This is a genomic window from Blautia sp. MCC269, assembly GCF_018785655.1.
GTDB lineage: Bacteria > Bacillota > Clostridia > Lachnospirales > Lachnospiraceae > Blautia_A.
This window is the reverse complement of the sequence record NZ_WQQE01000050.1, coordinates 1-12,754: the sequence shown is the minus strand read 5'-3', so window position 1 is coordinate 12,754 and position 12,754 is coordinate 1. Positions and strand designations below refer to the sequence as shown.

Genomic DNA, 12,754 nt, shown 5'->3' with positions numbered 1-12,754 from the left:
ACTTTGAGAAAACACCTTGACTGACACGTGGGTCTGATGTTATAAATAGACTGAGAATTTTTAATGACATACACTTAGGAGGAATATTATGCCAAACATAGAATTGCTGGAAAAGTCTATGCCTGTTGCCCCGATCCGAATCGCCGCACTTGCCGGATGCCGCGAACTGGCCGAGGAGGTTGACAAAAAGCTGGTTAAATTCCGTAAAGAACTTGTAGCAGCCAAGAAATCCACCATTATCCCACAGGGCTATGCAGAGAAATCTTTCCTTGTAGACTGCGAATGCCCGCGTTTCGGAACCGGTGAAGGTAAAGGTTACATCAAAGAATCCGTCCGCGGAACAGACCTTTATATCATGGTAGATGTGACCAATTACAGCCTTACTTACAGCGTATGCGGTCATGAGAACCACATGTCTCCGGATGACCATTACCAGGATCTGAAGAGAATTATCTCCGCAGCCACCGGTAAAGCACACCGTATCAACGTTATCATGCCATTCCTTTACGAGGGACGTCAGCACAGACGTACCAAGAGAGAATCTCTCGACTGTGCACTTGCACTTCGCGAGTTAAGCGCAATGGGCGTTTCCAACATCATTACTTTTGATGCTCATGATCCACGTGTGCAGAACTCTATTCCACTGAAAGGTTTTGATAACTTTTTCCCGACATACCAGTTCCTGAAAGCACTGGTCAAAAATGTCCCGGATTTCAAACTCGATAATGATCACCTCATGATCATCAGCCCGGATGAAGGCGCTATGTCACGTGCTGTATATTTCTCCAATATCCTTGGAGTTGATATGGGTATGTTCTACAAACGCCGTGATTACTCCACCGTTGTCAATGGCAAGAACCCGATCGTTGCCCATGAGTTCCTTGGAGATTCCGTAGAGGGTAAAGATGTTGTCATCATCGACGATATGATCTCCTCCGGAGAAAGTATGCTGGATGTTGCCCGTCAGCTGAAAGAGCGTAAAGCCGGACGTGTATTCGTCTGCACAACCTACGGTCTGTTTACAGACGGCGTAGCTAAATTTGACGAATATTACGAAAAAGGCTGGCTTGACAGAGTTATCACAACCAACCTTAACTATCGTATTCCTGAGCTTCTCGACCGTCCATACTATATCGAGGCAAATATGAGCAAATATCTTGCAAGTATCATCGATATCATCAACCATGATGTATCTGTCGAGAAAGTTCGTTCCAGCAACGAAAAGATCATGGATCTCATGAAAAAAGTCAACGAACAGTAAGAAATGCTCCCAGGTTTCCACGTTTTCCGTGAGAAGCCCTGTGTGAATAAAGAAAGAGCGGATTACAGCAGGTGCAGATGCCCGGCATGGAAATCCGCTCTTCTTTTATGCCTGCATCCAGAAAGATTCTTCGGTTTGCCTCCCAGAGATTCAGCTGATATTTTCCATCTGGTTTCTCATAAAAAAGTACATCCCAGTATTTTTCTTCAAATGCTTCTTTAAACTGATCGATCACATCTTCACTGACTTCATAACAGTCCTGACAGATAGACGGACCGATGGCTGCGTAAAGTTCTGAAGGGTCTGTCTGAAATTCCTCAGCCATTTTTTCCACCGTCACTTTACCGATCTTTCCTACCGTACCTCTCCACCCGGAATGGGAGAGTCCTATCGCTTTATGTACCGGATCTACAAAGAAAAGTGGTACACAGTCCGCATAAAAGGTCGCCAAAACCAGTCCAGGTACATTGGTAATCATTCCATCCACATCTGTATAAGGCCTCGGTTTCGTGATTCCATTTCCACTATCTTCTTCCGTGACCACACGTACATTGGTGGTATGTGTCTGATCTGAAGTTACGATATCTTCCATGGAAAATCCCATAGCATCCGAAAGTCTGCGGTAATTTTCCCGCACTGCATCCTCGTTATCTCCTCTTGTAAAGCTTAAGTTCATGGATTCATAAATCCCCTGACTCACTCCGCCCAGACGGGTACTGAAACCATGTACGATCCCGGGAATTTTCTCAAAAGCAGGATACGTCAGCCACGTAACTCCGCTTTTCTGATTTACATTCATTAACTGCTTATCTTTATACCATTTTATTTTCATCTTATGTAACCAGCCCTTTCATCTGCAAAAATCAAAAGCATTTTTTATCCAGTGAATCTCTTTTCCATCAATACCCACTACGTCAAAACGGCAGGGAGGCAACTCCCGGTATCCATGTGCAATCAGGTAAAACATTGCCACTCTGCTGATGATCCGCTGTTTTTCTCTCCCTACCGCTGAAAAAGAACTTCCACTTTTTCCGTTCTTTCTGTATTTCACTTCAATAAATACCAGATATCTTCCATCCCGTCCAATGAGATCGATCTCACCACTTCGGCAGCGAAAATTTCTTTCCCTGATCTTCAGTCCTTTTTCTTCCAGGAATGATGCAGCAATTCCCTCATAATAGCTGCCCTTCTGTCTTCTATTTTCTTTCAGAAAAACAAAACCTTTCTGTTTTTGATGTCGGTATCTTTCGTATCTTATTTTTTATACAAAATGTGTGATAAACGTTTTTCTGTGTATCGGACTTGGCCCGTATTTCTTCAATGCTTCAATATGTGCTGCAGACCCATAGCCTTTGTTGGAGGCAAATCCATACTCCGGAAGAACCTTGTCATATTCTTCCATCATCCGGTCTCTGGTCACCTTCGCCACAATGCTTGCCGCTGCAATGGATACACTTTTTGCGTCACCTTTGATAATGGGTACCTGCGGGATCTGGATCCCCGGTATGGTAACCGCATCATTTAAAAGCAGCTGCGGCTGCACAGAAAGTTTACTTACCGCCTGGCGCATTGCCTCATAAGTTGCCTGCAGGATATTGATCTCATCAATTCTCTCCGGACTTGCCATTCCGATCCCAACGGAAACTGCCCCTTCCATGATCACATCATAGAGCTCTTCTCTCTTTTTGGCTGTAAGTTTCTTGGAATCATTGAGCCATAAAATATCGCAGTCTTTCGGAAGGATCACCGCACAGGCTACTACCGGGCCGGCAAGGGGGCCTCTTCCCACTTCATCGATCCCACAGAGATATCCCAGGTGTTCATACTTATGTTCATATTCCTTCATGATCTCTGTGCGCGCACGTTCATTTTCCAGCGCCTGAAGTTTTTTGCGGTACTGCTGGATCAATTTCTGTACACCGCTTCTCTCATCGTTTTCATAATGCTGAAAAAGGGCGTTGTATTCGCCCTCCTTCGCTGACGCAAACTGCGCCTTGATATCTTTCATTGTTTCCATTATGCTTCCTCTGTTTCTTTCGGGAATTCCAATGTTACCTTTCCAAGTTTTCCGGAACGGAATTCTTCCAATAAAAGACGGGATGCCTTCTCATAATCAAGCTCTTCTCCCTTTTTCAGGCAGCCTCTTGCCTTTGCAACTGCAGTGAGGATATCCAGCGGCTTCTGTCCTTCTTCCACATTGTATCTCTCTTTCAGTGCTGCCGGGTAAAACTCCTGCAGATATCCGATGAGCCCAAGAGCAAGTTCTTCGATATTCAGAATGTCATCTTTGATAGAGCCGATATAGGCAAGACGCATTCCCACTTCCTGATCTTCAAACTTTGGCCAGAGAATTCCTGGTGTATCCAGAAGCTCTACGCTTTTATTCAGGCGGATCCACTGTTTACCTTTTGTAACTCCCGGTTTATTGCCGGTCTTGGCGCAGGCTTTTCCTGCAAAGGTATTGATAAATGTTGATTTTCCAACATTCGGGATTCCTGCCACCATGGCGCGTACCGGACGGTTCTTGATTCCTCGTCTGCGGTCACGCTCTGTCTTTTCCTTACAGGCTTCCGTGATTGCCGCAGAAACAGCCTTCATGGAGCCTTTATTGCGGGAATCAATACTTACCGCATAGATTCCTTTTTCTTTAAAATATTCCATCCAGGCACGGTTCTGTCTCTCATCGGCAAGGTCTGCCTTGTTGAGAAGGATCATACGTGCCTTGTTTTTTCCAAGTTCATCAATATCCGGATTACGGCTGGAAAGCGGAACTCTTGCGTCTACAAGCTCAATGATCAGATCGATCAGCTTGATATCTTCCTGCATCTGGCGTTTCGCCTTCGTCATATGGCCTGGATACCACTGTACGTTCATAATTCACCTCATTTATCTGTACTTTGCTCTATTTTATAAATCCTATTTTATTTTTTGGAGAAACTGTAAACCATATTTTTCCAACGATGTATTTCTTGTTAATATTTCCGATATCGCTGAAGCGGCTGTCCTCACTGTTGTTACGGTTATCACCCAGGACAAAATATTCTCCACTTTCCAGTGTTACGGCACTGTCTGCAAGTCCTCCATCTGTCATATCCTGATAAGCTCCGTTTTCTTCATAAACTTTACCATTGATATAAACCTGTCCGTCTTTAACCTGAACAGTTTCTCCCGGAAGTCCGATTACACGTCGGATATGCAGGGCTGCCGAGTCACTGGCACTTGTTTTAAAAACGATCACATCTCCACGTTTTGGAGAACTGAACTTGTATAAAGCTCTGTTTACAAAAAATTTTTCACCTACAGAATATGTGGGTTCCATGGCGCTTTCCTGCAGCGTCACGGTCTGAAATGCGGAAATCGCAACTAGCACAGCAAAAACCAGAGTTACAATAATCTCAAATACCCACTTCACGATTCCTCTTGTCCTGTTATCCCGAAGCTTCTCCCTGGCTTCGGAAACAGCTCTGTTATCCTTCAGATCATCAATCTTTATCTTCTTATTTAATCCCATATTCTATCCCCTGTATGTGTTTTTACACGCATACGCACTGATGTAAAAAGAGGGACAATAGCAAATGTTATTGTCCCTGCCTCTTTACTTATGAAATTATTTTACAAGCTCTTTAACCTTAGCTGCTTTACCTACGCGGTCTCTCAGGTAGTTCAGTTTCGCACGACGTACTTTACCATGACGGATAACCTCAACCTTAACTACATGTGGGGAATGAAGTGGCCATGTCTTCTCAACGCCAACACCGTTGGAGCTCTTTCTTACTGTGAAAGTCTCTCTTGTGCTTCCGCCCTGTCTCTTAAGTACTGTACCCTCGAAGATCTGAACACGCTCACGTGTTCCCTCTTTGATCAGTGCGTGTACTCTTACTGTGTCTCCTACGCGGAACTGCGGTACTTCAGCTTTCAGCTGAGCGGACTCAATGTTCTTAATAATTTCGTTCATGTCTTTCTCTCCTTAATTATACTGGATGTTCTTAATACACATGTGGTAACAGAGGACCATCTTTTTTCACAACATAAGTGATTATACACTAGATAACTTCCTATTGCAAGAACTTTTTTCCCGGATTTTCGAGTGTTTTTACCTATGAGTAATTACCAGCAAAGTACTTCGTGTCCTGTTTCTGTGACAAGTACCATGATCTCCCACTGTGCAGACGGCAGGCCATCTTCTGTCCGCACTGTCCAGTCATCAATCTCATCTGTATAAATTTCGTCAGATCCCATATTAACCATTGGCTCAATGGTAAAGATCATTCCCGGAACCATGAGTACGCCTGTATCTTCTTTGGAAGTGTAACTTACCCATGGATCTTCGTGGAACTCAAGGCCTACACCATGTCCGCCAATTTCTCTGACAACGGTGTAACCGTTTTCCACTGCATGTTTGTGCACAGCACTTCCCATATTTCCGATCGGTGTCCATGGTTTTACCTGCTCGAGGCCAAGCTCTACGCATTCCTTTGTCACACGGACGAGTTTCTCCTTCTCCGGACTTACCTTTCCGATACAGAACATACGGGAGGAATCGGAAAAATATCCCTGATAGATGGTAGATACATCTACATTGACGATATCTCCCTCTTTTAAAACAATCTCTTCATCTGGAATTCCATGGCATACTACCTCATTGATCGATGTGCATACGCTTTTTGGAAAACCTTCATAATTAAGTGGTGCCGGAATTCCTCCATGGCGTACGGTTTCCTCATGTACCCAGTCATCGATCTGCTGTGTGGTCACGCCTGGTCCAATATGCTCTGCAACATAGTCAAGAACTGCGATATTGATCTTGCAGCTCTCTTTGATCTTCTCGATCTGTGCAGGTGTCTTGATCAGATCATGGTCAAGAACTGCATATCCTTTCTTTTTCATGAGTTCCATTTTTTCATCAAATGCTTCATGGCATTTTTTATATTTTTTTCCGCTTCCGCACCAGCAGGGATCATTTCGCTCGATTTTTTTAGACATCTTTCCTTCTCCTTTTCGCAGCTGTATGGCTGCTTTTTCTTTTGTATTTTATATATTCAGATATGTGGTATCTGTCTGTAATATTTTTCATGGAGAATTACTCCGCCTGATTATCATAGCACAACTTTCTTTAGGTGAAAAGTATTCTTTGTGTTTTTGGTTTGTTTTGCAACGGTGTACAAAGGGAACATAATAAAAAACTTAATAATGGACTGCCAATCTTACACAAAGTACCGCCCAAACGAGACTACGGGCGGTATTTTTGTATCATGGCGGAGAAAGGAGGAACTTCCCACGGGGGCTTGACTGAAAAGTTGAGCCTCTTTTTTCATGCCAAAAAACAGGAGGTAAATGCTTATGGCAGATGATAAAACCACAAAAACGCCGGAACAGCCGGTAACGGATAGCGGGCCGGGCAAGGAAACGCCTCCCGCTCCCCCAAAAGAGCCGGAGAAGGTTTCCGTTTCTCCGGAGCCGGAAAAAAAGACGGAACCAGAGGTAAAGAACCCGCAGGTTTCCGTCTATAACTTCGCTGAAATTATGAAGGAAAAGAAGGTCGAGGAACGGTCGGCAGCTCCCAGCGGGGAAAAGCCTGCCCCGGCAAAAACGGAAAAGCAGCCGGAGGCTCCGAAGAAAGCGGAGGAAAAACCCAAAGAGCCGGAACAGCCGAAGCGCCGGGGCCGTCCCCCGAAAGCAGATAAGGACAAGGCCGCAACCCCGAAGCCCAAAGCTCCCGCACAGAAACCGGAAAATGCGGTCAAAAAGGAACCGGAGAAAAAAACGGCTCCAACGGTACAGGCTGCTCCCGCTCCGAAGGAACCCGAAAAACCGAAGGATGCACCACGCCGGGGCAAGGAACAGATCGTCTATATCAAGCTGAACGAGCTTCACGCCTTCAAGAACCATCCCTTTGAGGTTCGGGATGATGAAGAAATGCGGGCTATGGTGTCCAGCGTCAAAGACAAGGGCGTGACCCAGCCCGCTATCGTCCGTCCCCGTGAGGATGGCGGCTATGAGATCGTGTCCGGCCACCGCCGCCAGAAAGCCAGCGAGCTTGCCGGATATGCGGATATGCCCTGTATCGTCCGAAACCTGACGGATGATGAAGCCATCACCCAGATGGTCGAGGACAATCTGAACCAGCGTGAAGAAATCCTCCCCAGTGAGCGGGCCAAAGCCTTGAAAATGCAGCTTGAAGCTATCAAGCACCAGGGCTCCCGCACTTCGGGCCAGATTGACCCGAAGGACGCTGGCAAACGCTCCAACGAGATCGTGGCCGAGCGCAATAAGATGGCGGTCAAGCAGGTGCAGCGGTATATCCGGCTCAATGAGCTGGTTCCCGACCTGATGAAGCTGATGGATGAAAAAAAGCTGGGCTTTACTACGGCGGTGGAGCTTTCCTATATCGGCAAGAAGAACCAGAACTATATCGCCGTCGCCATTGACAGCCAGCAGTCCTCGCCTTCACAGGCGCAGGCAAAGCGTATGCGTGAGCTGGACGAAAAGAAGCTGCTCAACGGGGATGTGATCGACGGCATTATGATGGAGGACAAAAAGGAGGTAGACAAAGTGATTTTGACAGGTGCGGAACTGAGCAAGTATTTCGGCAAGGAAACTACGCCGAGGGAAATGAAGGACCAGATCATCAAGCTGCTGGACGACTGGAAGGGTCAGCAGAAGGAACATGAAAAGCCGGAGAAGAAAACCGAACAGGAAAAGTAAGCCCAAACTTCGGGTCAGCATGGCCCGAGGATTGCGGGGCTCTGCCCCGCGCCCCGAAGCTCTGGAGATATAAATTATTCCCCGTCGCCAGTTATTCCGTAGCATAGCCGGGAAAATCAGTCAAGGGCAGCGCCGCCGCAGGCGGTGCCAGAGGCACCCTTGACGGATTTCTCCCGGTTATGCTTTTTCCCGGTCAAGCGACGGGGATATAAATTCTCCAGAGCCGTTCCCCTTCCCGGGGGAAGGGGCGGAGGGGTTGGGCGAACTCTTGCTTTTCCCTAAACCAAAACAGAAATGGAGGCTCAACCAATGAAACGACCTTTAGCATACCTGACCGCCGCATGGAGCGGCGAGCCGGATGTTGATATGGAGCTGGCGGCCCACTACTGCCGTCTTGCTTATGAGGCGGGCTTTTCCCCGATCTGCCCGCTCTTGTATCTGCCGCTGTTTTTGAATGACAGCGTTCCCGAGGAACACAAGGCTGGGATTGATATGCGCCGGGATATGCTGCGGCGCTCCCACATCCTGATTGTCTGCGGCAGCGCTGTGGACGAGGATGTAAAAAATGATATTGCGGTTGCCGGGCGGCTGGGCATTGCGGCGACCACACTGGAAGGGGTGCTTGCCGTGAAGGGACACGGCACCCCGGGCCATGCCGGACATTAAGCTGGGAAGCCTTTTCGACGGAATTGGCGTGTTCCCTCTGGCTGCTTCCCGGTGCGGTATCCGTCCGGTATGGGCCAGTGAGATTGAAAAAGCGCCCATCTCCATAACCAAAAGGCACTTTCCCGACATGGTGCATTTGGGGGATATTACGAAGGTGGACGGCGGGAAAATCCCGCCGGTTCATGTAATTACCTTCGGTTCCCCCTGTCAGAACCTTTCTCTGATCGGCAACCGCTCCGGCCTTGCCGGGGCAAAATCAAGCCTGTTCTATCAGGCGTTTCGTATCATACAGGAAATGAGGGATGCTACTGATAACCTATATCCAGCTATCGCTGTTTGGGAAAACGTCATGGGAGCGTTTTCTACAAATGACCGGATGGACTTTAGAGCCGTCTTATCCGCCTTCTCGGACACCGAAGTTCCAATGCCTCCTTCGGGAAGATGGGGAAACGCCGGAATGGTGCGAGGGGGAACGCCTGATGTGTGCTGGCGACTCATGGACGCCCAGTATTGGGCAGGCTCCCGAAGGCTGGCACGAAGGCAGCGGATTTTCGTCGTGGCGGATTTTGGAGGCAGACGTGCCGCAGACATACTATTTAAGCCCCGTCCAATGCTCCCACTTCCTCCGCCTTGCGGAGAGGGCGGGCGGGCCGCCGCCGAAAGAGATCGAACAGCTTCTTTTAAAACAGGGCGGCAGATACCAGTCATCCACCCCTTTCAGTGCTTCCGTATGCGGGGAGCGGCAAAAAGGCAGGAAGAAACGGCCTTCCGAAACAGCTTCGGATTACCAACTGACCCTTTTCCCACTCTTTTAGCCAGTGATGTAACGCCCTTTGCCTTCTGGTATGAGGGCGACCCGGAGGGCGGCTGTATCCGTTTTCTGACGGAAACAGAAAGTGAACGGCTGATGGGGCTGCCAGAGGGCTGGACAAAGTACGGGGCGGACGACATGGAGATCCGGCCTCTGCAACGCTACAAGGCGCTGGGAAATGCGATTGCCCTCCCTTGTGCCGATTACATTATGGCCGGGATCTATGAGGTGCTGGCTGACCGGGCCGGAAAGGAGGAATAAGCCTATGTTTGAAGCCTATATAACCAATACAGCCCTGTACCCCTTAATGGGGATCGAGGTAGGGACAACGGTACATTTCCCCATGACGACACAGGAGTTGCAGGCCGCCCTTGCCAAAATCGGGATAGACGGGAAACGGTACAGCGAAGTGTTCTTTACCAGCTTTGACAGTGATGTGCTGGGGCTCTACGATCATCTCTACGAATGTGAGAACATCGACGAGCTGAACGAGCTGGGCCACGCCCTGCTGGAAGTACGGGATAAGGGCGGACTGGAAACCTTTGAAGCCGCTCTTGTCTTAGGAAACCACACAAGGAGCGTGAAGGATTTGATAAACCTGACGCAGAACCTTGACCTTTACCGCTTTTACCCGGATATTTCCGATGATGAAGGGCTGGGCCGTCTTTACGCCGACGAGCTTGGGACTATCGACATACCGGAGCACATTCAGAACTACTTCGATTATGAAGCATACGGGCGGGATGTGCGTATCAACGAGGGCGGCGTATTCGCTCCCGGTGGGTATGTGTCGGCAGTCCCGGAGGGCTTCAAGGAGTATTACCACGGGCCGCAGGACATTCCGCCGGAACACCGGATATTTGCCTATCCTGAAAAGGCCGAACCTGTCCACTCCATTCTCGCTGCACTCAAACGGTTTCAAGAAGCCCCGCCCACTCCGAAGAAGGACAAGGCGGGGCCTTCCCATGAAGAACGGTAAGACTTCGGGCCAGCATGGCCCGAAGCATGAAGGAGGTGCATACCATCAACTATTACCCTATCAATGAAGGAGCCGCCCGCCGGGCAAAGGAAATGAACAGCTTTTCCGACTACAATGAAGGGAGCGCAACGGCGGAATACCGGGCAATGGTGGACAAGGCCGCCGCCATAGCGGAAAAGCAGAAATCCCGGGTGGACCCCATGTACCATGAGAAGATTGACCATCTGTTAGACACCTACGCCCGCAAGCTGGCCGAAAACATGAACCAGGGCTTTGCCATTGACGCGAGGGTTCCCTCTGTGATGATCGCCGGACCTGCCAATTTCCCGGTGGGAAAGAAGGAAAAACAGAACCGGGCCCGGGACAGCAACATGGAGGAATGGCGGTATATTCAAGGGCTGCTGGATAAGATACGCAGTACCGGCATGGGCGGGATCAGCGCCGATGACCCGGCAGCGATTGAAAAGCTCCAGAAGAAGCTGGACGGGCTGGAACGCTCCCAGCTCATTATGAAGGAGGTCAACGCCTATTACCGCAAGCATGGCAAGCTGGACGGCTGTGCGCTGCTGTCGCCGGATCAGATCGAAAAGCTGAAAGCAAGCATGGCGTCAAGCTGGCGGAGCGATCCGAGGCCCTTTGAAAGCTACCAGCTTACCAACAACAATGCGGAAATCCGCCGGGTAAAGGCCCGTATCGAACAGCTTTCCAAACAGGCACAGCAGGAATTTTCCGGCTGGGAGTTCGATGGGGGCCGTGTGGAAATGAACCGGGAGGACAACCGCTTGCAGGTGTTCTTTGACGGAAAGCCTGACGCGGACACCCGGGCCGAGCTGAAAAGCAACGGTTTCCGCTGGGCTCCCAGCGTGGGCGCATGGCAGAGGCAGCTCACGGACAACGCCATCCGGGCGGCTGACCGCTTGGAATGTATCAAGCCGCTGTCCAGCGAAAAGCCCTCCCAGCTTCAAAAGAAGCCCTCTATCTTGCAAACCATGCGGGAACAGGGCGAAAAAGTCCAGACGGAGCCGGAAAAGAAAGCTCCGTCCGGCAGGGATGCCGAGCGGTAAGCCTCGGGCCACATTGGCCCGAGGTTTTCTGTTCCCCGAGACTGTACGGGGGCCTCCCGGATAGCGGGAACCCCGACGGAAAGGAGGTTTTATGCAGGAAGAAGTAAACCAAAAAACGGTTGCCCTTTCGATCAGGACAACGAAGCTCACAGGAAAAGTGCTGGCTGCCGCTCTTGGCAAGGTGGTTCGGGCGCTGCAAAAGCACCACCGGAAGGCGCTGACCCCGCAGGGACGCCAGAGCGTGAAAAAGCTGATGAACCACTATGGCGGCAAAAGTGCCATGCCCTATGTGGGAGCTCCAAAGGATTTTGACCGGATCGCGAAGGAGTTCCATGTGGACTACGCTTTCCATAAAGTGAGCCCCGGTCATTACCTGCTGTTTTTCAAAGCCAATCAGGCGGACGCTATCACGGCGGCCTTCCAGAAGTACAGCTCAAAGGTGCTGAATAAAGAGCAGGACAAGGCTTCCATCCTCGGCCAGCTTCGGAAATTCACGGAGCAGATCAGGACACAGGCAAAGGAAAAGCAGCGAACCAGAGAGGCGGTGAAGGACGGACGTTGAGTGACAAAATCAGAAAATATGTACTCCCAAACCTGCCGTACCTCTTTGTGTTCTGGTTCTTCTCCAAAATCGGGACGGCCTACCGGATCGCCCCCGGCACAGACTTCGGGACAAAGCTCATGGGGATGCTCGATACCTTCCCCAAAGCCTTTGAAACCTACTGGCCGGGGCTGGGAGGTATTGACCTGCTGGTGGGCCTTGCCGGTGCGGCTGGGGTGTATCTGCTGATACAGTCAAAGATCAGGCAGGCGAAAAAATTCCGGCGAGATGCGGAATACGGCACCGCCCGCTTTGGAACAAAGGAGGATATAAAGCCGTTTGTTGACCCAAAATTTCAGAACAATGTCATTCTGACCGGGACGGAGTTCCTTACCATGAACACCCGTCCGAAGATACCCGCCAATGCCCGGAACCTAAACGCCTGTGTCATCGGCTCGTCCGGCTCGGGAAAGACAAGGTTCTGGCTGACCCCGCAGCTCCTTCAAGCCCATTCCTCGTATGTGGTGGTAGACCCGAAGGGCGGCACCCTCGACCAGTGCGGGCGGTTTCTGCAACGGGAGAAATACAGGGTGCGGGTGTTCAACAGTATCGACTTTTCAAAATCCATGCACTACAATCCGCTGGCCTATGCGCGACACGAGGTCGCGTAATTAAACTGTTCGGCGCTGACCGAACCTGTTATTCCATTAGCAGTAGCCTATCGTCA

At 49.7% G+C, this 12,754-nt stretch carries 14 protein-coding genes and 1 pseudogene; 8 read left to right on the top strand and 7 right to left on the bottom strand.

What is annotated here, in order from left to right:
• The first annotated feature begins 88 nt into the window (after nucleotides 1–88).
• Nucleotides 89–1,261, top strand: a complete 1,173-nt coding sequence (prs, locus tag GPK88_RS15315; RefSeq protein ID WP_015525311.1) for a ribose-phosphate pyrophosphokinase — start codon at nucleotides 89–91, stop codon at nucleotides 1,259–1,261.
• Here the strand turns inward: prs and pgeF are convergent.
• From pgeF to GPK88_RS15280, 7 genes are all read right to left on the bottom strand, one after another.
• Complete coding sequence (gene pgeF, locus GPK88_RS15310; protein ID WP_173772559.1) at nucleotides 1,248–2,093, bottom strand: peptidoglycan editing factor PgeF; 846 nt, start codon at nucleotides 2,091–2,093, stop codon at nucleotides 1,248–1,250. The genes prs and pgeF overlap by 14 nt on opposite strands.
• Nucleotides 2,094–2,111: 18 nt before the next feature.
• A complete protein-coding gene (locus GPK88_RS15305; protein WP_148447259.1) occupies nucleotides 2,112–2,471 on the bottom strand; it encodes a YraN family protein in 360 nt (119 codons plus the stop codon).
• Between the two features lie 51 nt (nucleotides 2,472–2,522).
• A complete protein-coding gene (gene rnhB / locus GPK88_RS15300) occupies nucleotides 2,523–3,278 on the bottom strand; it encodes a ribonuclease HII (RefSeq protein WP_148447227.1) in 756 nt (251 codons plus the stop codon).
• Nucleotides 3,278–4,135 (bottom strand): ribosome biogenesis GTPase YlqF, encoded by an 858-nt coding sequence (gene ylqF / locus GPK88_RS15295; protein WP_148447229.1) that lies wholly within the window; start codon nucleotides 4,133–4,135, stop codon nucleotides 3,278–3,280. Before ylqF ends, rnhB begins: the two co-directional genes overlap by 1 nt.
• Before the next feature lie 28 nt (nucleotides 4,136–4,163).
• Nucleotides 4,164–4,772: a signal peptidase I gene (gene lepB, locus GPK88_RS15290; protein WP_173772561.1), complete on the bottom strand. Its 609-nt coding sequence runs from the start codon at nucleotides 4,770–4,772 to the stop codon at nucleotides 4,164–4,166.
• 96 nt (nucleotides 4,773–4,868) lie between these two features.
• The gene (rplS, locus tag GPK88_RS15285; protein ID WP_015525316.1) at nucleotides 4,869–5,216 is read right to left on the bottom strand and encodes a 50S ribosomal protein L19; all 348 of its coding nucleotides are present in this window, start codon (nucleotides 5,214–5,216) and stop codon (nucleotides 4,869–4,871) included.
• Between the two features lie 152 nt (nucleotides 5,217–5,368).
• Nucleotides 5,369–6,244 (bottom strand): methionyl aminopeptidase, encoded by an 876-nt coding sequence (locus tag GPK88_RS15280; RefSeq protein ID WP_173763129.1) that lies wholly within the window; start codon nucleotides 6,242–6,244, stop codon nucleotides 5,369–5,371.
• 357 nt (nucleotides 6,245–6,601) lie between these two features.
• Here GPK88_RS15280 and GPK88_RS15275 point away from each other — a divergent pair, with 357 nt between their 5' ends.
• From GPK88_RS15275 to GPK88_RS15245, 7 genes and pseudogenes are all read left to right on the top strand, one after another.
• A complete protein-coding gene (locus GPK88_RS15275; RefSeq protein ID WP_330626708.1) occupies nucleotides 6,602–7,966 on the top strand; it encodes a ParB/RepB/Spo0J family partition protein in 1,365 nt (454 codons plus the stop codon).
• A gap of 309 nt (nucleotides 7,967–8,275) precedes the next feature.
• Nucleotides 8,276–8,632: a DUF7768 domain-containing protein gene (locus GPK88_RS15270; protein ID WP_215696618.1), complete on the top strand. Its 357-nt coding sequence runs from the start codon at nucleotides 8,276–8,278 to the stop codon at nucleotides 8,630–8,632.
• A complete protein-coding gene (locus tag GPK88_RS15265) occupies nucleotides 8,619–9,704 on the top strand; it encodes a DNA cytosine methyltransferase (RefSeq protein WP_215696616.1) in 1,086 nt (361 codons plus the stop codon). Before GPK88_RS15270 ends, GPK88_RS15265 begins: the two co-directional genes overlap by 14 nt.
• 4 nt (nucleotides 9,705–9,708) lie before the next feature.
• On the top strand, nucleotides 9,709–10,422 hold the full coding sequence (locus GPK88_RS15260) for an antirestriction protein ArdA (protein ID WP_215696614.1): 714 nt from the start codon (nucleotides 9,709–9,711) through the stop codon (nucleotides 10,420–10,422).
• 14 nt (nucleotides 10,423–10,436) lie between these two features.
• Nucleotides 10,437–11,486 (top strand): DUF8626 domain-containing protein, encoded by a 1,050-nt coding sequence (locus tag GPK88_RS15255; protein WP_215696612.1) that lies wholly within the window; start codon nucleotides 10,437–10,439, stop codon nucleotides 11,484–11,486.
• A gap of 91 nt (nucleotides 11,487–11,577) precedes the next feature.
• Complete coding sequence (locus GPK88_RS15250; RefSeq protein ID WP_215696610.1) at nucleotides 11,578–12,048, top strand: PcfB family protein; 471 nt, start codon at nucleotides 11,578–11,580, stop codon at nucleotides 12,046–12,048.
• Nucleotides 12,045–12,689: pseudogene (locus GPK88_RS15245) on the top strand (type IV secretory system conjugative DNA transfer family protein); the annotation flags it as partial. The gene GPK88_RS15250 and the pseudogene GPK88_RS15245, both read left to right, overlap by 4 nt.
• Nucleotides 12,690–12,754 lie beyond the last annotated feature (65 nt).